We start from the raw sequence: 22530 nt of genomic DNA, 5'->3' as shown, positions 1-22530 counted from the left end.
GCGTTGTCACGTCAGCGCCGGTTTCGCGTCGCGAATTGATGCGCTATGCAGCGCATGAGCCAGCACAATGCGAGAATGCGGCAAGCCAACGAGGGGTCGATGAGCGATATCGAACGCGAAAGCATGGAATTCGACGTGGTGATCGTCGGAGCGGGTCCTGCCGGTCTTGCCGCCGCAATCCGTCTGAAGCAGCTCAATCCCGATCTTTCGGTCGTCGTCCTGGAAAAGGGCGGCGAGGTCGGCGCGCACATCCTCTCCGGCGCGGTCGTCGATCCGATCGGCATCGACCGCCTGCTGCCCGGCTGGCGCGAGGAGGAGGGTCACCCGTTCAAGACGCCGGTCACCGCCGACCATTTCCTGGTGCTCGGGCCGGCCGGCTCGTTCCGCCTGCCCAACATCCTGATGCCGCCGCTGATGAACAATCACGGCAATTACATCGTCTCGCTCGGCAATGTCTGCCGCTGGCTGGCGACCAAGGCCGAGGCGCTCGGCGTCGAAATCTATCCGGGCTTTGCCGCGGTCAGCCTCGTCTACAACGAGGCCGGCGCCGTCAGCGGCGTCATCACCGGCGACATGGGCCTCGAGAAGGACGGCACGCACGGGCCGGCTTACGCGCCCGGCATGGCGCTGATGGGCAAATACGTGCTGATCGGCGAGGGCGCGCGCGGCTCCTTGGCCAAGCAGCTGATCGTCAAATACAAGCTTTCCGACGGCCGCGAGCCAGGCAAATACGGCATCGGCCTCAAGGAGCTCTGGCAGGTCAAGCCGGAAAACCACCGGCCGGGCCTGGTGCAGCACACCTTCGGCTGGCCGCTCGACCTGAAGACCGGCGGCGGCTCGTTCCTCTATCATCTCGAGGACAACCAGGTGGCGGTCGGCTTCGTGCTCCATCTCAATTACAAAAACCCCTATCTGTCGCCCTTCGAGGAGTTCCAGCGCTTCAAGACGCATCCGGCGATCGCCGGCACCTTCGAGGGCGCCAAGCGCATCGGCTATGGCGCGCGCGCCATCACCGAGGGCGGCTGGCAGTCGGTGCCGAAACTGTCCTTCCCGGGCGGCGTGCTGATGGGTTGCTCGGCCGGCTTCGTCAACGTGCCGCGCATCAAGGGTTCGCACAATGCGGTGCTGTCCGGCATGCTGGCGGCCGAGTATGTGGCCGAGGCGATCACCGCCGGCCGCGCCAATGACGAGCTTGCTTCCTATGAGGAAGCCTGGCGCGGCAGCGACATCGGCAAGGACCTTAAGAAGGTGCGCAACGTCAAGCCGCTGTGGTCGCGCTTCGGCACCGTCGTCGGCGTCGGCCTCGGCGGCCTCGACATGTGGCTGAACACGCTGTTCGGGTTTTCGCCCTTCGGCACGCTGAAGCATGGCAAGGCCGACTATGCGACGCTCGAACCGGCGGCCAAGCATCAGAAGATCGCCTATCCGAAGCCGGATGGCGTGCTGACCTTCGACCGGCTCTCCTCGGTGTTTTTGTCGAACACCAACCATGAAGAGAACGAGCCGACCCACCTGATCGTCGGCGACATGGCGCTGCAGCAGCGCTCCGAGCACGACGTCTTCGCAGGCCCCTCGACCCGCTATTGCCCGGCCGGTGTCTATGAGTGGGTGGACAAGGACGGCAACGCCGCCGCTGACCCGTCGGCCAAGGATGTGCGCTTCGTCATCAACGCGCAGAACTGCGTGCACTGCAAGACCTGCGACATCAAGGACCCGAACCAGAACATCAACTGGGTGCCGCCACAAGGCGGCGAAGGCCCGGTTTATCAGGGCATGTGAGCTCCGCGGCCGGCCGGGCTGTCTCGACCGCCGCCCAGGAAAAAGCCGGCGAGGTGCCGGTCTACCAGGGCATGTGAGCGACCAAGGGCCGTTGAAGCCGCGCGCCGAGTGTGGTCTGCTCCGCTTCCGAACAAGGAGGCGGGACATGCGGCCGACCAAGCTGGCGATAGCGGCGATTGCCTGCCTCCTCTCTTGTGGCATCGCTTGCGCCGATACCAAAATTACCGAGCGTGTACGCATGTATGACGTCGCCGGCGCCACTGGCGCGGAGCTGATCGAGGCCATGGATGGTCTCGGCCCGAGGCATGGTCACGCCACACGCGCAATCGCCGAAACCGGCTACACCGTGCACTGGAAACTCGACGTGACGCGTGACGATGGCATCTGCCGGCTTCGTCAGGCAACCGGCACGATGGACGTAACCTACACCTTTCCACGCCGGCTCTCGCCGGCAGGCCCGGTGTTCAACAGGCGTTGGGATCGCTTCATGGCTGGCGTGCGTCAACACGAGCATACGCACGGCCGCATCGCAAAACAGATGATGCGAAAGACCGACGCCGCGCTTGGCGGACTCGAGCGGCCTGACAATTGGTTTTGCACGAACCTTCACAAGGAAGCTCGGCGCCGGATCGACACGATCTATGCCGAGTATGAAGCGAGACAGAACGCCTTCGACGCGCGCGAGCATCGCCCGGGCGGGCACGTCGACCGGCTGGTCCACCGCTTGATCGGGAAGACGAAGTTGCGCGGCCGCGACCGCGTCGGGTGGGCCTTCACCTTCGCGGCCGCCGCCTACAATCTGGTGCGGCTGCCCAAACTCAAAGCGGACTCGAGATGACGGTCAAACAAGACAAGCAATGGCGGATCGACAACGCCAACCACCTCAAAGGGCTTCGATTGCAACGTCGCCGCTACGCCCGCTGGAGCGAAAAGTGGGATCACGACCACTGCGCCGCTTGCTGGGCTAAATTCGCTGAATTCGAAGGTCCGGACATCGAGCACGAAGGCTACGCAACTGGCGACGACTACTCGAAGGGTGCCTGCTATGAATGGGTCTGCATGACATGCTTCGATGATTTGAAAAATGACATGGAGTGGTCAGCCGACAGCAAGTGATCGCTTGCAGTCCGGCCACTTCTTCAACACCCTGCTAGAGCAATTCCAGGAAAAGTGTGAGCGGTTTTCCGTCCGGAATGCTTCAAAAACAAGGAGCTAGGGCGCTTCGCCGTTTCCGTGAAACGGTGAAACGCTCTAGCCGCGCGGCTTCGGCGCATCGTTCGCCGCCAGCGCCGATTCATCCTCGGGTTGCTTGTCGCTGGACCGCAGGGTGAATTCGACCAGCACCGGCAGATGGTCGGAGCCGGTATCCTCCAGCCGGCTCGACGACAGGATCGTCACGCCGCCCTTGCTGAACACCTGGTCGATCGGCAGGCCGGCATAGCGGCGCAGGAAATCGGGCAGCGTCCGGTGGATCCAGGTCGGGCCGGCCGACGGCATCAGCGTCAGTCCGCCGAGCCGCGCCACCCGCCGCGCGGCGGCGCTCCACGGCACGGCGTTGCAGTCACCGGCCATGATCGCGGTCTCGCCGAGCGCTGCCAGCGGCTGCGCGAGCTCGCCGATCTGCCAGTTTTGCTCCTTCGGCCACGGCCAGCTCAGATGGATAGCGGCGACATCGGCCGGGATGCCGCCGAAATCGATCGTGGCGATCGCCATCGCTCCGCGCGGTTCGCAATGCGGCGCGGTGCCGGCGGCAAACGGCCGGCGCGACAAGAGCGCGACGCCGAACACGCCATTGGGGTAGTCGCACAGGATGCGGTAGGGGTAGGCGCTGGCGATATAGCCGAGCTCGGTCGCCCACATTCCCGACACTTCGTCGAGGGTGATCACGTCGGGATTGGTGCGGCCGATCAGCGACAGCACCTTCTTCGGCGTCGGATTGTTGAAGCGCAGGTTCATCTGCAGCAGGCTGTAGACCATTCGGTCCGTCGGCTTGGCCACTGCCTGGGGCGACAATCCGGGCAACGCGCCGGTCGTCGTGGCGAAGCAGGCGACGGCAAAGACAAGTGCGGCGACCGCCTGCAGCCGATAGGAGCTGGCAAGCATCGGCAACGCCAGCAGCGCCGTCAGCAGGCCCAGATGCATGCGGAAATGCGAGAAAGAATCGAAGGCCGGATGCAGCGCGCCGAAGAACCCAGCCAGCAGTGCTGCCGAGAACGCCGTCATCGCCAGGAATGTCAGCTGAGCCATCATGCTCAAGCGCGCACCGCCTGTTGTCATATCGCTCCGACCGTTGTTCCAAGGCATTTCACCGTTTCACAGAAACGGCGAAATGCCCTGTCTCTTGTTCTTACGCAATTTCGGACGGAAAACCGCATCGCACTTTTCCTGAAATTGCTCCAGGCCATCCATCCGGATCGCTTATCTGCCAAATTGCGGCTCAAGCAAGATGACCGATTGCCTCGCCACGTTCGACGATGATCGCTTATTGGAAGGCCGTTTCGGAAAAACTTCTGAGTTTGCGCGAATGCAGCCGCTCCATCGGCATTTCGGCGAGCTTCTCCATCGCCCGGATGCCGATGGTGAGGTGCTGCGCCACCTGCCGCTTGTAGAACTCGGTCGCCATGCCGGGCAGCTTCAATTCGCCATGCAGCGGCTTGTCGGAAACGCACAGCAGCGTGCCGTAGGGGACGCGGAAGCGGAAGCCGTTGGCGGCGATCGTGGCCGATTCCATGTCGAGCGCGATGGCGCGCGATTGCGACAGCCGCTGCACCGGCCCGCGCTGGTCGCGCAGCTCCCAGTTGCGGTTGTCGATGGTGGCGACGGTGCCGGTGCGCATGATGCGCTTGAGGTCGTAACCGGACAGGCCGGTTACCTCGGCCACCGCCTCCTGCAGCGCCACCTGGATTTCGGCCAGCGGCGGGATCGGCACCCAGACCGGCAGGTCGTCGTCCAGCACGTGGTCCTCGCGCACATAGGCATGCGCCAGCACATAATCGCCGAGCGCCTGCGTGTTGCGCAGGCCGGCGCAGTGGCCGAGCATCAGCCAGGCATGCGGCCTGAGCACCGCGATGTGGTCGGTGATGGTTTTGGCGTTGGACGGACCGACGCCGATATTGACCATGGTGATGCCGCCATGGCCGGGCTTCTTCAAGTGATAGGCCGGCATCTGCGGCAGGCGCGGCGGCGGCGAGCCTTCGCTCGGCGTACTGGCCCCGGCCTTTGTGACGACATTGCCCGGCTCGACGAATTCGCTGTAACCGTCGCCGCCCTTTTCCATCAGGTCGCGGGCACGCGCGACGAACTCGTCGATATAGAACTGGTAGTTGGTGAACAGCACGAAATTCTGGAAATGCTGCGGGCTGGTCGCCGTGTAATGCGTCATGCGGTGCAGCGAATAGTCGATGCGCTGCGCGGTGAACGGCGCCAGCGGCCTCGGCTCGCCGAACGCCACCTCGAAGGTGCCGTTGGCGATCTGGTCGTCGGTGCCGTCAAGGTCGGGCACGTCGAACAGGTCGCGGATCGGCCGCTTGATGCGCTCGGCGGCGGCGCCGTCGACATAGGTGCCTTCGAGGAAGGCGAAATGCAGCGGGATGGGAGTCGTCGATTCCGACACCGTCACTGACACGCCGTGATTGCGCATGATCAGCTTCAACTGCTCGTTCAGGTAATTCTCGAACAGCAGCGGCTGGGTGATCGTGGTGGAGAAATTCCCGGGCGTCGGCATATGGCCGTAGGCCTGGCGGGAGTCGACCTGGCTGAATGAGGTCGTGGTGACGGCGATCTGCGGATAGAAGGCCCGATAGCGCTTGCTTTCGTCGCCGCCGGCGGCAAGTGCTGCAAAGGTCACGCAGGAATTTGGTGTTGCGGTCGTAAAGCGCCTGTAGCGCCGCGACGGCCTTTTTGGCCTCGGTGAAGCTTCGCTTGCCGAAGGGCTCCGGCATGACGACCGATTCGATGGCTTGGGGATAGATTCGCTTTTCCATGGCTCAATATAGAGACTCAGGATGACGGTTGGGAGGGGAGACGAGGCTGAGAGAGGTCTGAAGCTGAGTTTTTTCTTGCGTTGTGCCTAAGGCGCGTCGGGATTGAAGTCGGCGGGCGTTACCTGAAGGCTATGAATTTTGCCCGCGCTGCAGGGTGACCAGCAGCACGAAGCCGACGCTCCGGTTCTTGTGCGCCGGCGCCTCGATCCTGTGACCCGTGTCTGCGCGCATCATCGGCATCGCCAGCACCGGAACGGCGAGCAGCATCAGGAAGAGCGTCGCCCGCGGCAGCAGCCGGAGGCTCTTCGTGGCAAGGGTGGTGAAGCGGTTCATGGTCGTGGTGTCCCAGTTCTCAGTCAGCTTGTTTCAGCTTGGTCGTTTCAGCGGTTGAATTGGTTCATGCAATTCGGCTGGCAGCTGCCGGCCATTTCCCAGGAGCGGGCCGGATGGCCGGCCTCGGCCACCAGAATGGCGAAGGCCATGCCGAACAGGCTCATCAGCAGGCAGACGATGGTGAAGCGACGGGCAAGCATGTCTCTCTCCTTCAATGCGGGAGAGAATGCCAAAATGCCTCTGAACCGGTTCTGAGACCGGCATTCATCTGCGGTTCAAATTGGTTGACGAGGGCTTGAGCGCCGGCGCGGGGCCGGGAGACGGCGCTCAGAAGCGCTGTCACTCAAAGAAAACGGGGCCGCTTGGCCCCGTTTCGGATGGTCCGCTGTCAGGCGGTCAGAGCTTGTGCCAGGTCTGGCTCTTGCAGATCAGGCCGCCCAGCACGCAGCCGCTCATCTTCAGCGAGGTGCCGGCAAGCGTCGCCTTGCCGGAATAGGTCTTGTCGTTCGCCGGATCGGTGATGTTGCCCGTGTACTTGTTCTCGCCGGCCGCTTTCAGCGAGCCGATGGTCTTGCCGGCATATTTGCCGGATTTCAGCGTGATGGAAAACGAACCGCCGCCGGAAATCAACGCCGTGTCGCCGGCCTGCGTCTTCCAATTGCCCTCGATCGGGTCGGCCCATGCGGCGCCCGCCATAATCAAGGTGGCCGCCAGGGCCAAGCTTACTTTTCGAAACATGTCTGTCCTCCCTGTAGGTTACCGGCGGGGCTACGATCCGCCCGTCTGCCCCTTACGCAAAGGTAAAGCTAATCCAGCTCCCGCCAAAACAAAAGCGGTGCCGCCGCGGAAGGTTGCAAGGATTTTGGCAGTCCGCATCGCCGAAAATGAACGGGTGACGAAAAAGGCTTCGGTTTCCGTGGTTAGCGAAGTCTTGATTCCGGCTCGCGGCATTTTCATCGAATTTGATGCAAAACGGCGCAATCGCTGGATTCCCATGCTTAACGAACTTCCACGTTTACCTCTTGTTTTAGCTTTGTTTTCTTCAAATTAAGCACGCCATTTAACGACGGATTCAAGGCCAGGCGTCATCCTCGAAAGCATCGAAAGAGCGGCCCACCCCAAGCGAACACCGGGGACAGAAGGAGGCAGCTCTCGGGAGCCAGACAGGGGATTGAAATGGCACGTTTTGAAATGCTTGAAGCCGGTGTCGGCGCCATGGGGGCAACTGCCCAGGCCGACATTCTTTTCGAACTGGGCATGATGTATGCGACCGGCCGCGATTGCGAGACCGACGTCGTCGCCGCCCACAAATGGTTCAACATCGCCGCCATCAAGGGCTCGACCCGCGCCGCCGAATTGCGCTCGGAGCTGTCTGCCACGATGTCGAAGACCGATATCGCCAGGGCGCTGCGCGAAGCGCGCGAATGGATGACGATGCACTGATCCGGCGAGCCGAACGCTCGAAGGTTTATGGGGACAAGGCCGCGGCAAGACGGCTGACTAAAAAGACCAAGAACGTGGCAGGTCAACAAGCCAGAAGCCGCGCCGACCATGATCCCGAAAAGTGGAATCCGGTTTTCGGATACGATCACGGTCCATAAGAAGAAACAGGGAAGCGAGCGGGTTTCAGGCGCGGGGGCGTCCAGGGAGCTCGACTGCAAAAGCCGCGACCGACCGGTATAAGGTTGGCGCGGCTTTTTGCATTACGCCGATGCATGTTGCGCAAAAGTGGCTTCGGTTTTGCGACGACGACATGCGTCAAGCAGCGACCTAAAGCGCGTCGCATGAAATCCGCTTCGACGCGACGCGCTTTAGGTAATAACGCGGATGCGTGGCCCAAGAAATCCTCTCTTGAATGAACCAAAACCTCTCGTTTTGTCCTCTCGACAGTTTCTGCGAAGGATGAAATTGTCCCGGCTCTGTGGAACAAGCGCGGCCATGCCGCCGCGCATAAGTGGAGGAGTTCTTATAGCCATGAAAAAATTGGGTATTTTGAGCGCGGCCGCATTTGGCTTGATGATGAGCGCCCCGGTTGCTTTCGCCGACGACATCACCATTTCGGTGGTCGGCCCGATGACCGGCCAGCTCGCCACCATCGGTGATCAGTTCAAGCAGGGCGCCCAGGCCGCCGCCGCCGCGATCAACGCGGCGGGCGGCGTCAACGGCTCCCAGATCAAGCTCGACATCGAGGACGACCAGTGCGATCCGAAGCAGGCGGTCTCGGTCGCCAACCGCATCGTCGCCAACGGCGTCAAGTTCGTCGACGGCCACGCCTGCTCGGGCTCGAGCATTCCGGCCTCGGCCGTCTATGCCGAAGCCGGCACGCTGATGATGAGCCCGGCCTCGTCGAACCCGGTGCTGACCGACGCCGCAGCCAAGTCCGGCTGGCCGACGATCATGCGCCTCTATACGCGTGACGACGCGCAGGGCGCCTTCATCGGCCCGTGGATCGCCAAGAAATATGCCGGCAAGAATGTCGTCGTCCTGCACGACAAGAGCGCTTACGGCCAGGGCGTCGCCGACGCCGTCAAGGCGACGATGAACGCTGGTGGCCTCAAGGAAGTCGACTATGAAGGCATCAACGCCGGTGAAAAGGACTATTCGGCCCTCGTCACCAAGCTGAAGGAACTCAAGGCCGACGTCGTCTATTTCGGCGGCTACCACCCGGAGGCCGGCCTGATCCTGCGCCAGGCTGCCGAGCAGAACGTCAAGTTCCAGCTGATCATGCCCGACTCGATCGCCTCGCCGGAATTCTGGCAGGTTGCCGGCCCGGCCGGTGAAGGCACCCTGTTCGTGTTCCCGTCCGACCCGCAGGCAAAGCCGGAAGCCAAGGACGCGGTCGCCAAGATCAAGGCCGGCGGCTTCACCCCGGAAGGCTTCACGCTGTTCTCCTACGCCGTCGTCCAGGCAGTGGCCGAAGGCGTCAAGCGTGCCGGCACCGACGATCCGGCCAAGGTCGCCGCGGCGCTGAAGGACGGCAAGCCGATCAGCACCGTCGTCGGCGACGTCATCTTCGACGAGAAGGGCGACCTCAAGAACGCCAGCTACGACATCAACCAGTGGCATGACGGCAAATACGCGCCGATCAAGCCGTAATTTCTGACACGCCTTCGGCGATCAGAAAGCAAGAAATGGCCGGATTCATCCCGGCCATTTCTTTTTTGAAACATTGTATTTTACGTCTCTGTATTTCGCCTTCGGAGGAAATAACGTGCCGCTGAGTAATTTCATTGCAAGCGAGAGACTTTTAAAGTAACGAAATGAACATTATGGTTCTATTGCCTCTTTCCTTCCCTAGCTTTAACACATGCCGACCTGTTCGCCAGGCGTGATGGTGGCGGAGGATGCATTACCCCATTCGCAAAATCAGATTCGAACCTGGTGCTAAATGACTTCAACCATGAACCAGGCCAGCGGGAATTTCTTGAGCCGCCGCGTGTCGATCATGATTGGCTGTCTCTCCCTGCTAACCGCCTTGGCGGCCTCGTGGCCGGTCTATCGGGCATTTCTAAATATCGAGATCGATACCAATGAGGGATGGAACGCCTATTATGCCGACGCGGCGATGGGGCGGATGCCGCTCTATCCCGCTGCCCATCAGTTGATCGCCAATAATTATCCCCCGCTTTCCTTTTATATCGTCGGCGGTCTGGGACGATTGATGGGTGACCCCGTTCTGGCCGGGCGATTGCTGTCGCTCGCAGCCGTGCTGGTGATCGCTTGGGGTGTTTTCCGCGCGGCCCGCCTGCTGGGTGGCGACGCGACCTCCGCAGGCATCGGCGCGCTGTTTTTTGTCGCCACCATGTGCCGCTTTTTTACCGGTTATGTCGGGATGGACGACCCTCATTTGTTGGCGCAGGCGGTCATGACAATTGGCTTTGTTGCCTTCCTGCAGGCTAGATCGCAGGATCGCGGCTATGCCTTGCCCATCCTCTTGATGGTGGGCGCTGGGTTCATCAAACACAACATCGTGGTGATGCCGCTGACGGCGATGATCTGGTTGGGCATCAACCGGCCGCGACAGATGGTTAAATCGGCCCTCCTGGCAGCGTTCGCCATCGTCCTGGGATTTATCCTTTGTTATCTCGCCTTCGGTCCCGACTTCTTCAGCAATTTGAGGTCGCCGCGCGCTTATATGTTAAAACATGCCGTCGGTGCCATCGGGCATCTACAATGGATTGCCGTTGGCCTGGCCGCCTGGATTTACGTCGGTATTACGCGCAGGGCCGATCCCAATATCCGCTTCTGCAATCTATTGAACATGCTTGGCCTCCTGATGTTCTTTGTCCAGAAAACAGGTGATGGCGTGGCCTACAACGCGCAATTCGAACTGGTCTTCGGCGTCTCTATTGCCACCGGCCTCGCTTTCGCATACGCGCCAGTTTTGCCGCTCGCCCGGCGCTGGTCGCCGGAGAAGCTGCAATTTGTTCTTCTGCTCGCCATTTGTCTCCGCCTGGTGGCATCCGCGCGCCTGGAGCCTGTCAAATTGTTGGTGGATCCCGACTTTCACACGGAAATAACCGCGCGCGAGGCCGCCATGTCCGCCACGGTCGCCCGCCTCAAAAACACTCCTGGCGATGCGACTTGTTTCTGTACGCTCGCCAGTTACCGTTCGGGAAAACCCTTCGTCGTTGATCCCTTCTACACCAACCAACAAATTCTCACCGGTCATCTTCCTCCCGACGCCATCGCCAAACTCATCGCCGCTGGAAAGTTGACGATTGTGGAAGCGGACCCGCTTCTACATTGGTAAGTTTCGTTCCATCGTAGTACGCTACGAAGCTCAAATAACCCGGGGGGACTTTGAATATCGATGTCAGAGAAGGTCAAAATGCCAAGTCGCATTTTGCCCCATTGGTTTCAGTGATCATTCCGACATTCAATGAATTTGCGAATGTTTCCAGGATCGCCGCCGCCGTTGGGGCTGTGCTCAAGGGCAGAGACCATGAGATCGTTTTTGTCGACGACGATTCCTTTGACGGAACGAGAACTGAAGTTGCAAAGTTGGCCACCATTGTTCCCGGAATTCGCCTCATTCACCGCATTGGCCGGCGTGGGCTGTCGACTGCCGTTACCGAAGGAATGCTTAGTACGACAGCCCCGTTCATAGTTGTAATCGATGCGGATCTCCAACATGACGAGAATATCATACCGGAAATGCTTTCAATTCTGGAGAATAACGCCGCTGATCTTGTGGTTGGTTCAAGGTATATCGAGGGTGGCGGGGTGGGTTCCTGGGACAAGCGCCGGGCGCAAATTAGTGCGTTTGCAACATGGCTCGCCAAGATTGTGACCAAAAGCGATCTCAGCGACCCAATGAGCGGATTTTTCGCTATTACGAGATCGGCTTTCGATAATTCGGTAAGAGATCTATCGGGTCAAGGCTATAAAATCCTATTGGATATCTGCGCCTCCTCGAAGTATCCGTTGAAAATTCGAGAGGTCGCCTACCAGTTTCGAACAAGGCAGGCCGGCGAGAGCAAATTAGATGCATTGGTTACATGGGAATATCTGATGTTGCTGGTCGACAAACTGGTCGGTCACGTCCTTCCAGCGCGCTTCATATCTTTTTCCCTGATAGGCGGCCTTGGCGTCTTCGTTCATATGGTCGTGTTGTCGGTGCTTCTCGCTACCGGCCTTGTCGATTTTATAGCCGCTCAAGGCGTCGCAACGTTCACCGCGATGGTCTTCAATTTCTTTGTGAACAACACGCTAACCTATCGCGATAGACGACTACGGGGCGTCAAGAAGGTGATTTTTGGCTTGTTCAGTTTCATGCTCGTATGCTCCGTGGGTGCCTTCGCGAATGTCGGCATTGCAAATTACCTATTCGCGAACGATCACTATAGGTGGTGGTCGGCGGGTCTGGCCGGTATCCTGCTTGGCGCGGTTTGGAATTATGCGGCCACGTCGGTCTTTACCTGGAGAGTAAGAAAACGCCCGAGCGATGCGACAAAGGCGCTCAGCGTGTAGACCAGCGATGGCTGCCGACGTCATATTCGACGAGAAGGGCGACCTCAAGAACGCCAGTTACGACATCAACCAGTGGCACGACGGCAAAAAAGGCGCCGATCCAGCCGCCTCACCCCTGGCCATCCTCCGTGAACCGCACCAGCACGGTGCCGTCGCTGACCTGCGCGCCCTCCGCCGCGATTTCGGCGATGACGCCGTCATGCGGCGCAGCGATGGTGTGTTCCATCTTCATCGCCTCGAGGATCAGCAGCGGCTGGCCTTTGCTGACGGTATCGCCCATCGCGACGCGCACCAGTTTGACCAGGCCGGGCATCGGCGCGCGCAGGCTGCCTGACGCGGCCCCTGCCTCGTCCGCCTTGGCCAGCGGATCGGGAACGGTGAAAATATGGCCGACCGCGCCCTCGAACACGGTGACGTGGCCGGGCCAGCGCACGCTGCGCGGCAGATTTCTCAGATCATGCGAATTGATCGCGTCGTGCGGCGCCTCCAGCGCCACCTGGAAGCGGCCGTCCGACCGCGCAGAGATCCGGGCCAGGATGGTTTCCTCGCCGTAGCGCAGCCGGGTGCGCCGCGAGGCGTGTGGAAATGCGCATAGCCCGCCAGTGAAGACCACGGATCGCCGGCCGCGCCCGGCGCGCCGGCATCGGTTGCCGCCAGCGCCGCCGCGGCGATCGCCTCGTCGCTCGGCGCGGGCGGGGTGGTGAGCGCCTCCTGATGCCGGCCGATCAGGCCGGTATCGACATTGCCAGCAGCGAAATCGGCGTCGGCGGCCAAGGCCGCGAGGAAGGCGGTGTTGACGGTCGAGCCGACCACCTCGGTTCGCGCCAAGGTGGAGCCTAACGCGGCAAGGGCCGCGTCTCTGTCCTTGCCGTGCACCACCAGCTTGGCGATCATCGGATCGTAGAAGGGCGAGATCGCGTCGCCGGCCCGCACACCGGTCTCGATGCGCATTTCAGCACCTTGCGGCGCTGTGTCCGGGAATTTGAGATGGTGCAGCGTTCCCGTCGCCGGCAAAAACCCTTTCGCGGCGTCCTCGGCATAGACGCGCGCCTCGAAGGCGTGGCCGGCAAGCGCTATCTCATCCTGCGCCTTCGGCAGTTTTTCGCCGCTAGCGACGCGCAACTGCCACTCGACCAGGTCGACGCCGGTGACCATCTCAGTCACCGGATGCTCGACCTGCAGCCGCGTGTTCATTTCCATGAACCAGAAACGGTCGGGTTTGAGCCCTTGCGAAGCATCGACGATGAACTCGATGGTGCCGGCGCCCGAATAGCTGATCGCCTGGGCGGCCTTCACGGCAGCCTCGGTCATCGCCTCGCGCAGCTCAGGCGTCATGCCGGGGGCGGGCGCTTCCTCGATCACCTTCTGGTGGCGGCGCTGCGCCGAGCAGTCGCGTTCGAAAAGATGCACGGCATTGCCGAAATTGTCGCCGAAAACCTGCACTTCGATATGGCGCGGCTTGTCGACATATTTCTCGACCAGCACGCGGTCGTCGCTGAAGGCGGCCTTGGCCTCGCGCCGCGCGCTGGACAGCGCTTCGGAGAAATCGTCGGGATGGTCGACGCGGCGCATGCCCTTGCCGCCGCCGCCGGCGCGCGCCTTGATCAGCACCGGGTAGCCGATCTCGCGCGCCTTGGACGCAAGCAGCACGATCTCCTGCGCCTCGCCATGGTAGCCCGGCACCACCGGCACGCCGGCCTTTTCCATCAGCCGCTTGGCGGCGTCCTTCAGCCCCATGGCGCGGATCGAGGCGGCCGACGGGCCGATGAAGACGAGCCCCGCCGCCGTAACCTGGTCGACGAAATCGGGGTTCTCCGACAGGAAGCCGTAGCCGGGATGAATGGCCTCGGCGCCGGTGGCAAGCGCTGCCGCGATGATCTTGTCGCCGCGCAGATAGCTTTCACCAACAGGCGAGGCGCCGATATGCACCGCCTCGTCCGCCATCTCGACATGCAGCGCGCGCGCATCCGCATCCGAATAGATGGCGACGGTGCGCACGCCGAGCTTACGGGCGGTGCGGATGACGCGACAGGCAATCTCGCTGCGATTGGCGATCAGGATCTTGCCGAACATGGGACCTCCGCGGTGGATGTGTGCTTGGGGAAAGGCAAGCGTTCCTTCGCGCCCCCCTCCGTCCTGCCGGACATCTCCCCCACAAGGGGAGATCAGCAGCTGCGGCGCCGCCGCGCCTGTTTTAACGGTGACAATTGGCGAAAGCCGTGACGACAGCCAATCTCCCCCAAGTGGGGGAGATGTCCGGCAGGACAGAGGGGGGCGCTGGCCTGCCAACCTATCCAAGCGAGCATACGCGTAGTGTCGACCTCTCCCTTACCAAGGGAGTGCTCTACAACTGGCGGGAAGTCGCCTATTTCGAAACGGCGATCGCGCAGCCGCCGCTTGCGGTCTTGACCTTCCAGCGGCTGAAGCCGCTCTGACAGGCCCGCAAGGCGATATCTTCTGCCGCCTTCTGCGAAGGCGCGTTCAGCTTGACGCTGCAGAAAATGTGAAGATCGACGACACGCGAATAAAATGTCGTGGCGTAGGCAGAGTGGCCGCTCGCGGCGATATAGGCGAGATAGGATTTGTAGCAGGCTTCCTTGGGATCGAGTGACAAGGTCGGAGAAAACCGCTTGTCGCCCATCTTGCCTGCAAGAGATTCCGCCGTCGCCGCGCCTACGGTTGCCACGACGAGTGCTCCGGCAAGCAGGGATGCGGCCACCAATTTCAGATTCGCGTTGCCCCACATGGAAAAATTCCGATCTGCCATCTATTTCGACGCCGCGAGGTAGCAGCCGCCGCTCGCCGTATTGAGCCGCCACTTCTTCAGGCCGCCCTGGCAGTTGCGCATCGCGGCGTTCTCGGCGGCCTGCTGGGACGGAGCGTTGAGCGCTTTGCCGCAGACGACGTAGAGGTCTCTCACGCGCGTGTACAAAGTCGTTGCGTAGGCCGAATGGCCGCCTGCGGCGACATAGGCATTGTAGGCCATTCTGCATTGGTCCTTGGGGTTCATCGCCAAAGGCGGCGGGAAGCGCTTGTCGCCCACACTGCCTGCCAGCGACGCGGCCATGCCAATCCCGGGAGCTGTAACAATCAGCAATCCCGCCAGCACCGATGCCGCCATCTGTTTGAAAACCGCGAACCTCATTCTGTCCCTCCCAGAAAGAAAAACCGTGTTGTGTGTCGTCTATTTGGACGCGGCGACGCCGCAAGCTCCGCTGGTCTGGAACTTGTATCTCTTCAAGCCGCCCTGGCAGTTGCGCAGCGCGAGATCTTCCGCGGCTTGCTGGCTCTTGGCATTCACGGATATGCCGCAGATGAAGAATTCCGTCATCCGGGCGATCGGGGTGGAAGCGTAGGCCGAATGGCCGCCCGCCGCGATATAAGCGTCGTAAGCCTTGCCGCAGTTTCCCTTCGTGCCAGGCGGGAAGTATACCGGATAGTGGACGTGACCCTTGCTGCCGGCCAGCGATCCCGCGGCCTCGGCGGCCGGAGCCATGAATATTAGAGATCCTGCAAGTATCGACACAGTCGACTTGCGGCAGTATTTCGAAATCATGTCCAGCCCGCCCAAATTCCCCAATGCAGCTTGAGCAATAGCGAATATTTTTGACCTGCGCCAGTTGGCGCCTGGAAATTCGCATCCGCCTGTATTGGGAAATCTGTCGGTCCATAAGTTTAGCCTTCCCCAAAGCCAGCAACGGCCCGCCGATAAAAGTCGGCCGTCTGGTCGTCGAAGCAGCAGAAAGTAACGACCTCCGGCACAGCGTTTTGCCGCAGGAAGTCGCTTGACGTGGCGATGGCGATGCTGGCCGCCTGGTCCTTGGGATAGCGGTAGATGCCGGTCGAGATCGCCGGAAAGGCGATCGTGCGGCAATCATGGTCGCGGGCGATTTCAAGCGAGCGCCGGTAGCAGGAGGCAAGCAGTTCGGCTTCGCCCTTGCCGCCGCCTTGCCAGACCGGCCCGACGGCGTGGATGATATAGCGCGCCGGCAGCCGATAGCCCTTGGTCAGCTTGGCGTCGCCGGTCTTGCAGCCGTTGAGCATGCGGCATTCGGACTCCAGCTCCGGGCCCGCCGCGCGATGGATGGCGCCGTCGACGCCGCCGCCGCCAAGCAGCGAGGAATTGGCCGCATTGACGATGGCGTCGACCGCCAGCCTGGTGATGTCGCCGGTGTGGATGCGGATCCTGTCGCGGACGCTCATCGTCACATCCTGAACACGCCGAACCTGGTCTCCTCGATGCCGGCATTGAGCGCCGCCGAGAGGCTGAGCGCCAGCACGTCGCGCGTCCTGGCCGGATCGATGATGCCGTCGTCCCAGAGCCGCGCCGAGGAATAGAGCGGGTGGCCCTCATGCTCGTATTTCATCAGGATCGGCTTCCTGAATTTCGCTTCCTCATCGGCGCTCCATTGCCCGCCCTTGCGTTCGATGCCTTCGCGCTTGACCATGGCAAGCACGGTCGCCGCCTGCTCGCCGCCCATGACCGAGATGCGCGCGTTCGGCCACATCCACAGGAAACGAGGTGAATAGGCGCGGCCGCACATGCCGTAATTGCCGGCGCCGAACGAGCCGCCGATGATCACCGTGACTTTTGGCACACGCGCCGTGGCGACCGCCATCACGAGCTTGGCGCCGTCCTTGGCGATGCCGCCGGCCTCGTATTTTCGTCCCACCATGAAGCCGGTGATGTTCTGCAGGAAGATCAGCGGGATGCCGCGCTGGCAGCAGAGCTCGATGAAATGCGCGCCCTTCAGTGCGCTTTCGGAAAACAACACGCCATTGTTGCTGATGATGCCGACCGGCATGCCGTGCAGATGCGCAAAGCCGGTCACCAGCGTCGTGCCGTAGTTCTGCTTGAACTCGTCGAACTCGGAACCGTCGACCAGGCGGGCGATCACTTCGCGCACGTCGTAAGGCTGGCGCAGGTCGGTCGGCACGATGCCGTAAAGTTCGCTCGGGTCATGAAGCGGTGGAGCAGGCGTGCGCAGGTCGAGGCCCACGGCCTTGTTGCGGTTGAGGTTCCTGATGATGCGCCGGCAAATCGCCAGAGCGTGCTCGTCGTCCATCGCATAATGGTCGGCGACGCCGGAAAGCCTGGTGTGCACATCGGCGCCGCCGAGCTCCTCGGCGCTGACATCCTCGCCGGTGGCGGCCTTCACCAGCGGCGGCCCGCCAAGAAAGATGGTCGCCTGGTTGCGCACCATGATCGTCTCGTCCGACATTGCCGGCACATAGGCGCCGCCCGCGGTGCAGGAACCCATGACGCAGGCGATCTGCGGAATGCCGGCCGCCGACATGTTGGCCTGGTTGTAGAAGATACGGCCGAAATGCTCGCGGTCGGGAAACACCTCGTCCTGGTTGGGCAAATTGGCGCCCCCACTGTCGACCAGATAGACGCAAGGCAAATTGTTCTGCAGCGCGATTTCTTGCGCGCGCAGGTGCTTCTTCACCGTCAGCGGATAGTAAGTGCCGCCCTTCACCGTGGCATCGTTGACGACGACCATCACCTCTCGGCCCTCGACACGGCCGATGCCGGTGATGATGCCGGCCGACGGGATGTCCTCGCCATACATCGACCAGGCCGCGAACTGGCCGATTTCGAGGAAGGGCGAACCGGTGTCGAGCAGTTGCGCCAGCCGCTCGCGCGGCAGCAATTTGCCACGTGAAACGTGCCGCTCGCGCGCTTCGTCCGAGCCGCCGCGCTCGACGCTTGCCGCTTTCTCCGCGATATCCGCGACCAGCGCGCGCATACGTTCGGCGTTGGCGCGGAAAGCGTCGGAGGAGGGGGATATCTGGGAGGCGAGGGCGGGCATTGACGAACCTCAGATGATATCATATTTTAGTATCAATACTCGTCGCGCAGGACGTGCGACCACCAACGGCGACCCCAACACTTCTTGCCGGGTCATTATCCATGGAGGTCAGCATGCGTGGCAAACATAGGCAAACACTGGAAGCCATTTTCACGAACCCAGTCAGCGGTTCGATCAAATGGCGGGAAATCGAAGCTCTTTTGATAACTCTTGGAGCGAGGCTTTCCGAAGGAAATGGTTCACGTGTGCTTGTCGAGATCGGAAGAAATCGCGCCGTCTTCCATCGACCGCATCCAAGTCCGGATACAGATAAGGGCGCGGTGAAGGCAGTCAGACGTTTTTTGACTGAAGCGGGTATCAGGCCATGAAGCCATATAAAGGATATGTCGCGGAAATTTGGTACGAGGAGGATGATGCCGCCTTCCATGGAATTGTGCATGGAATACGTGACACGGTTCATTTCGAAGCTCATTCGGCGGAAGATTTGGCCCAGGCTTTCCACGACAGCGTCGACGACTATCTGGCCTTTTGCAAGGAGCGTGGCGTGGAACCGCAGAAGCCTTATTCCGGCAAGCTCGCTCTGCGCACCACGCCGGAAATCCATGCCTTGCTGGGTAAGGCCGCCGCCAGCGATGGCAAATCGATCAATCAATGGGTGTCGGACACTCTGGCAGAGGTTGCCCGCAAGCGTATTGATGAAGGTTCGACGAAGATCAGAACTCGCACGCATTAAACCCCCTCCGCCATGATCTCGCGGCCGATCAGCCAGCGGCGGATTTCGCTGGTGCCGGCGCCGATCTCGTAGAGCTTGGCGTCGCGTAGCAGGCGGCCGGTCGGATAGTCGTTGATATAGCCGTTGCCGCCGAGCAGCTGGATGGCGTCGAGCGCCATCTGTGTCGCCTTTTCGGCGGCGAACAGCACGCAGCCGGCAGCGTCCTTGCGGGTCGTCTCGCCGCGGTCGCAGGCGGCGGCCACCGCATAGACATAGGCGCGCGCCGCATTCAGCGTCGTGTACATGTCGGCAAGCTTGCCCTGCACCAACTGGAACTCGCCGATCGGCCGGCCGAATTGCTTGCGTTCGTGCACATAGGGGATCGCCACATCGAGACACGCCGCCATCAGCCCGAGCGGCCCGCCCGAGAGCACGGTGCGCTCATAGTCGAGGCCCGACATCAGCACCTCGACGCCGCGCCCTTCCTCATGCAGCACATTGTCGTAAGGCACCTCGACATCCTCGAACACCAGCTCGCCGGTGTTGGAGCCGCGCATGCCGAGCTTGTCGAGCTTCTGCGCCACTGAAAACCCGGCAAAAGTCTTTTCGACGATGAAGGCGGTGATGCCACGCGATTTGCGTTCCGGATCGGTCTTGGCGTAGACCACCAGCGTCTCGGCGTCGGGGCCGTTGGTGATCCACATTTTTGAACCGTTGAGCACATAGCGGTCGTTGCGCTTTTCGGCGCGCAGCCTGAGCGACACCACGTCCGAGCCTGAACCCGATTCCGACATGGCGAGCGCGCCGACATGGTCGCCTGAGCAGAGCGCAGGCAGGTATTTCTCCTTCTGCGCCGGCGTTGCCCAGCGGTTGATCTGGTTGACGCACAGGTTCGAATGGGCGCCGTAGGAGAGGCCGACCGAGGCGGACGCGCGCGAAATCTCTTCCATCGCCACGACATGCGCGAGGTAGCCCATGCCGGTGCCGCCGAAATCCGGATCGGCGGTGATGCCGAGCAGGCCAAGCGCGCCCAACTCGGCCCATAGATGCGCCGGAAACTCATTCGAGCGGTCGATCTCGGCCGCGATCGGCGCGATCCTGTCCTGGGCAAAGCGCCTTACCGTGTCGCGCAGCGCCTCGATGTCGCTATCATGCCCGAAGCTCAGCGTATTGGTGTACATGGGCTTCCTCCCTTGCGCATGACCCCGAAAATCGACTTCGATTTTCGGAAAGGATCATGCGCTAAAATTCAAACTGCCACAGCGTCCTTTGTGCGTCCGAAAGGACGCGCGGCGCTGTAGGTATCGGTCTTCGCGCCGACGAGCCGCATTGTCATGGAAAGATATGTCGCGGTGACTTCGGCGACCGACAGCCGCTCGCCCGGCCGGAACCAGACGATGACGCCGGTCATCATCTGGATCAGCGCCATGGCGGTCAGGCCGACATCGTCGATCTGGAAACGACCCACTTCGGCGCCGTCGCGCAGGATCGCGCGCAGCTCCTTCTCGTAGGCGGTTCGCATCTTGAGGATCCGCGTCAGTCGCTCATGCGACAGGCTGCGCAGCTCCATGTTGGAGACATGCGTGGCGTGGCGCCGCTCGATGTGGAAGACGATGTGGTTCTCGACAAAGGCGGCAAGCCGGACAACCGCATCGTCGCCGGCCGGACGCGCCGCGTCCCAGGCTTTCAGCAAGCCTTCCATATGCTCGCGCATGAGCGTGAACAGAAGGTCTTGCTTGGTTGGAAAATAACGGTAGAGCGCGGCCGCCTGCACGCCGACTTCCGCCGCCAGCTGGCGCATCGACATCGCCTCGTAGCCGAGGCGCGCGATCAGGCTGACCGCCGCCTCGCGGACGGCCGCTTCGGTCTTTTCCCCGTCGGAGCCTGTGGTGCGCGCCATGCCTTCCTCGATGTTGCATCATTAATAAAACGAACGTTCAATTAATTCAAGCGCGCAAGGTACGTTATTCCTCTCCACTGCCGTGGGGCGAGGAATGGCGCTAAGCGATGATCCTGAAGTCCACGGGCGTGTCATCCGTCGCTTCCTCGACCTCGACCTTCGAGACCAGCGCGCCTCGCGGCCCTTGCCACAAGCGTTCGGTCATCGCGGTGACCGCGGCATCGGCGCCGGCAATCAGCGCGGTGACAGAGCCGTCGCGCTCGTTGCGCACCCAACCCGTCAGCCCGAGACGCATGGCTTCGCCGCGCGTCCAGACGCGGTAGCTCACGCCTTGCACGGTGCCGCTTATGCGCGTCCTGACGGTTCGTTTCGGGTCAGCCATCGCCTTCACCGTCCTTCAAGGCGAATCTGGCGCAGGAGCGGGCAAATGCAACATTGGCTATTGGCGAAAGCACTCGCGACGGCCAATCTCCCCCCGAGGGGCTACGGCATGCACACATTTCCAGGCGGCTGGTCTTTGGCGATAGCGTGCATGGCAGCTTGGCGCATGCTTTGTCTAATGCTGCGCTAGTCGACCCCCACTCCGTCTCGGCTTCGCCGAGCCACCTCTCCCCGATCGACGGGGTAGAGGAAAGGCGCCAAGCTTTTTTGCTGTCAACGCTCGTCCAGCAAAGCTCCCTTCCTTTCCCTCCGGAGGGGGAAGGTGGCGCTGCGAAGCAGCGACGGATTGGGGGAACCACGTGGCAATCAAGCCGCGGAGATTGGCCGCCACCTCGGCCTTCGCAAATCTCCAGGATGCCGCCGGCCCGCCCTAATTCCCCCGAGCCGCTGCCAGCGCGCCCGGCAGTTCCTCGGCGAAAATGTCGAGTTCATGGTCGAGCCCGACGCTGACCCTGATGCAGCGCTCGAGCACCGGCACCATCGGTTTGCGGATGAAGACGTCGCGCGACAGAAGGTTCTGCATCACCTTCAGCGCGAAGGCGCCGTCCCTGCCGCAATCGATGGTGACGAAGTTGGTGGCCGAAGGCAGCGGCTTCAGGCTGTTCTGCTCGGCGATTGCCGCGATGCGCCGCCGTCCCGCGGCGACACGCTCCACCACCGACTGCAGATAATCCTGGTCGGCCAGCGCCTCGAGGCCGGCGATCTGCGCCATGCGGCTGACGCCGTAGTGGTTGCGGATCTTTTCGAAGTCGCGGATCACCTCGGCTTCCGCCACCGCGTAGCCGCAGCGTATGCCGGCGAGCCCATAGGCCTTGGAGAAGGTGCGCATGCGGATGACGTTCGGCCTTGCCACATCGATCGGCGGCAGCGCCGAGGCCGGCCCCAATTCGCCATAGGCCTCGTCCAGCACCAGCATGGTGGTTTGCGGCAACGCCTCGATGAAGCGGGTGACGTCGGGCGCCTCCCACCAGCTGCCCATCGGATTGTCGGGGTTGGAGAGATAGGTGAGCGGCGCCTTTTCGCTCACGACCTTGGCCAGAAGCCCGTCCAGGTCTTCTTTGTCATTGGCATAGGGCACCGTCGCCAGGCGGCCGCCGACGCCGGCGATGTGGAAATTGAAAGTGGGATAGGCGCCGAGCGAGGTGACGACGGCGTCGCCCGGAGCGACATACATGCGCGCCACCAGGCCGAGCAGCCCGTCGATGCCCTCGCCGACGACCACGTTTTCGACGGCCACACCATGATGCGCGGCCACCGCCACCTTCAGTTCGTAATTGTCCGGGTCGCAATACATCCACTGGTCGCGCGCGACGCTCTCCATGCGGGCGATGACGCGCGGCGAGGGCCCGAAACTGCTCTCATTGGCGCCGATGCGGGCCCGGAACGGCCGCCCGCGCTCGCGCTCCTGCGCTTCAGGACCGACGAACGGCACCGTGGTGGGAAGCGCGCCGACGATCGGCGTAAGGGGAGGACGCTGGCGCATGGCAAGGGCTCGCTTGAAAGGAGGCTCCTTGCTAGCGTGAGCGGTTGAAGGGTGCAAGGCGTCGGTCGTGGATCGTGGCCCGGGCTGGATTCTGCGGGCTCTTTTTGCTAGCG

Annotated in this window: 23 protein-coding genes and 3 pseudogenes; 11 read left to right on the top strand and 15 right to left on the bottom strand. The window is 61.9% G+C overall.

Annotated elements, in window-relative coordinates; translation table 11 throughout:
* Positions 1–75: 75 nt before the first annotated feature.
* From ACVDG8_RS07000 to ACVDG8_RS06990, 3 genes and pseudogenes are all read left to right on the top strand, one after another.
* Positions 76–1779 carry an electron transfer flavoprotein-ubiquinone oxidoreductase gene (locus ACVDG8_RS07000; RefSeq protein ID WP_447254061.1) on the top strand — a complete coding sequence of 568 codons (1704 nt, stop codon included), beginning with the start codon at positions 76–78 and terminating at the stop codon, positions 1777–1779.
* 145 nt (positions 1780–1924) lie between these two features.
* Positions 1925–2407: pseudogene (locus ACVDG8_RS06995) on the top strand (DUF922 domain-containing protein); the annotation flags it as partial.
* Between the two features lie 206 nt (positions 2408–2613).
* Positions 2614–2895 (top strand): hypothetical protein, encoded by a 282-nt coding sequence (locus ACVDG8_RS06990; protein ID WP_447254060.1) that lies wholly within the window; start codon positions 2614–2616, stop codon positions 2893–2895.
* Between the two features lie 135 nt (positions 2896–3030).
* Here the strand turns inward: ACVDG8_RS06990 and ACVDG8_RS06985 are convergent, their stop codons facing one another.
* The 5 genes and pseudogenes from ACVDG8_RS06985 to ACVDG8_RS06965 form a co-directional block, all read right to left on the bottom strand.
* Positions 3031–4029 (bottom strand): endonuclease/exonuclease/phosphatase family protein, encoded by a 999-nt coding sequence (locus tag ACVDG8_RS06985; protein ID WP_447257254.1) that lies wholly within the window; start codon positions 4027–4029, stop codon positions 3031–3033.
* A 232-nt stretch (positions 4030–4261) separates the two neighbouring features.
* Positions 4262–5720 (bottom strand): annotated as a pseudogene (locus ACVDG8_RS06980) (AMP nucleosidase).
* 171 nt (positions 5721–5891) lie between these two features.
* Entirely contained in the window at positions 5892–6095 is a 204-nt protein-coding gene (locus ACVDG8_RS06975) for a hypothetical protein (RefSeq protein ID WP_447254059.1), read from the bottom strand.
* Positions 6096–6142: 47 nt separating this feature from the next.
* A complete protein-coding gene (locus tag ACVDG8_RS06970) occupies positions 6143–6295 on the bottom strand; it encodes a hypothetical protein (RefSeq protein ID WP_447254058.1) in 153 nt (50 codons plus the stop codon).
* Positions 6296–6491: 196 nt separating this feature from the next.
* Positions 6492–6833: a DUF2147 domain-containing protein gene (locus tag ACVDG8_RS06965; RefSeq protein WP_447254057.1), complete on the bottom strand. Its 342-nt coding sequence runs from the start codon at positions 6831–6833 to the stop codon at positions 6492–6494.
* Between ACVDG8_RS06965 and ACVDG8_RS06960 the strand changes: the two genes are divergently transcribed.
* The 6 genes from ACVDG8_RS06960 to ACVDG8_RS06935 all read left to right on the top strand — a co-directional run bounded on the left by ACVDG8_RS06960 (position 6832) and on the right by ACVDG8_RS06935 (position 12068).
* Entirely contained in the window at positions 6832–7146 is a 315-nt protein-coding gene (locus tag ACVDG8_RS06960; protein WP_447254056.1) for a hypothetical protein, read from the top strand. The genes ACVDG8_RS06965 and ACVDG8_RS06960 overlap by 2 nt on opposite strands.
* Before the next feature lie 125 nt (positions 7147–7271).
* Positions 7272–7538: a sel1 repeat family protein gene (locus ACVDG8_RS06955; RefSeq protein ID WP_447254055.1), complete on the top strand. Its 267-nt coding sequence runs from the start codon at positions 7272–7274 to the stop codon at positions 7536–7538.
* Entirely contained in the window at positions 7520–7696 is a 177-nt protein-coding gene (locus ACVDG8_RS06950) for a hypothetical protein (protein WP_447254054.1), read from the top strand. Before ACVDG8_RS06955 ends, ACVDG8_RS06950 begins: the two co-directional genes overlap by 19 nt.
* Positions 7697–8069: 373 nt before the next feature.
* Positions 8070–9191, top strand: a complete 1122-nt coding sequence (locus ACVDG8_RS06945; protein WP_447254053.1) for an ABC transporter substrate-binding protein — start codon at positions 8070–8072, stop codon at positions 9189–9191.
* A gap of 304 nt (positions 9192–9495) precedes the next feature.
* Entirely contained in the window at positions 9496–10848 is a 1353-nt protein-coding gene (locus ACVDG8_RS06940; protein WP_447254052.1) for a glycosyltransferase family 39 protein, read from the top strand.
* Between the two features lie 50 nt (positions 10849–10898).
* Positions 10899–12068 (top strand): glycosyltransferase, encoded by a 1170-nt coding sequence (locus ACVDG8_RS06935; RefSeq protein WP_447254051.1) that lies wholly within the window; start codon positions 10899–10901, stop codon positions 12066–12068.
* Between the two features lie 109 nt (positions 12069–12177).
* On the opposite strand, the pseudogene ACVDG8_RS06930 reads toward ACVDG8_RS06935, so the two are convergent.
* The 6 genes and pseudogenes from ACVDG8_RS06930 to ACVDG8_RS06905 form a co-directional block, all read right to left on the bottom strand.
* Positions 12178–14141: pseudogene (locus ACVDG8_RS06930) on the bottom strand (acetyl/propionyl/methylcrotonyl-CoA carboxylase subunit alpha).
* A 292-nt stretch (positions 14142–14433) separates the two neighbouring features.
* The gene (locus ACVDG8_RS06925) at positions 14434–14814 is read right to left on the bottom strand and encodes a hypothetical protein (RefSeq protein WP_447254049.1); all 381 of its coding nucleotides are present in this window, start codon (positions 14812–14814) and stop codon (positions 14434–14436) included.
* A 21-nt stretch (positions 14815–14835) separates the two neighbouring features.
* Entirely contained in the window at positions 14836–15213 is a 378-nt protein-coding gene (locus ACVDG8_RS06920) for a hypothetical protein (protein ID WP_447254048.1), read from the bottom strand.
* A gap of 39 nt (positions 15214–15252) precedes the next feature.
* Positions 15253–15564, bottom strand: coding sequence for a hypothetical protein (locus tag ACVDG8_RS06915; protein ID WP_447254047.1), 312 nt, complete (start codon positions 15562–15564; stop codon positions 15253–15255).
* A gap of 179 nt (positions 15565–15743) precedes the next feature.
* Positions 15744–16271 carry an O-acetyl-ADP-ribose deacetylase gene (locus ACVDG8_RS06910; protein ID WP_447254046.1) on the bottom strand — a complete coding sequence of 176 codons (528 nt, stop codon included), beginning with the start codon at positions 16269–16271 and terminating at the stop codon, positions 15744–15746.
* 2 nt (positions 16272–16273) lie between these two features.
* Positions 16274–17881: a carboxyl transferase domain-containing protein gene (locus ACVDG8_RS06905; RefSeq protein ID WP_447254045.1), complete on the bottom strand. Its 1608-nt coding sequence runs from the start codon at positions 17879–17881 to the stop codon at positions 16274–16276.
* Positions 17882–17994: 113 nt separating this feature from the next.
* Here ACVDG8_RS06905 and ACVDG8_RS06900 point away from each other — a divergent pair, with 113 nt between their 5' ends.
* Positions 17995–18249, top strand: a complete 255-nt coding sequence (locus tag ACVDG8_RS06900) for a type II toxin-antitoxin system HicA family toxin (RefSeq protein WP_447254044.1) — start codon at positions 17995–17997, stop codon at positions 18247–18249.
* Positions 18246–18614, top strand: a complete 369-nt coding sequence (locus ACVDG8_RS06895; protein ID WP_447254043.1) for a type II toxin-antitoxin system HicB family antitoxin — start codon at positions 18246–18248, stop codon at positions 18612–18614. Before ACVDG8_RS06900 ends, ACVDG8_RS06895 begins: the two co-directional genes overlap by 4 nt.
* Here the strand turns inward: ACVDG8_RS06895 and ACVDG8_RS06890 are convergent.
* The 4 genes from ACVDG8_RS06890 to ACVDG8_RS06875 all read right to left on the bottom strand — a co-directional run bounded on the left by ACVDG8_RS06890 (position 18611) and on the right by ACVDG8_RS06875 (position 22417).
* The gene (locus ACVDG8_RS06890; protein ID WP_447254042.1) at positions 18611–19774 is read right to left on the bottom strand and encodes an isovaleryl-CoA dehydrogenase; all 1164 of its coding nucleotides are present in this window, start codon (positions 19772–19774) and stop codon (positions 18611–18613) included. The genes ACVDG8_RS06895 and ACVDG8_RS06890 overlap by 4 nt on opposite strands.
* Before the next feature lie 68 nt (positions 19775–19842).
* Positions 19843–20493 carry a TetR/AcrR family transcriptional regulator gene (locus ACVDG8_RS06885; protein WP_447254041.1) on the bottom strand — a complete coding sequence of 217 codons (651 nt, stop codon included), beginning with the start codon at positions 20491–20493 and terminating at the stop codon, positions 19843–19845.
* Between the two features lie 100 nt (positions 20494–20593).
* Positions 20594–20875: an acylphosphatase gene (locus ACVDG8_RS06880; RefSeq protein ID WP_447254040.1), complete on the bottom strand. Its 282-nt coding sequence runs from the start codon at positions 20873–20875 to the stop codon at positions 20594–20596.
* Positions 20876–21304: 429 nt separating this feature from the next.
* Positions 21305–22417, bottom strand: coding sequence for a pyridoxal phosphate-dependent aminotransferase (locus ACVDG8_RS06875; protein WP_447254039.1), 1113 nt, complete (start codon positions 22415–22417; stop codon positions 21305–21307).
* Positions 22418–22530 lie beyond the last annotated feature (113 nt).

The sequence above is a fragment of the Mesorhizobium sp. ORM8.1 genome (assembly GCF_053005525.2).
Note: the sequence above shows the minus strand (reverse complement) of the source record. Positions and strands in the feature narration are given on the sequence as shown.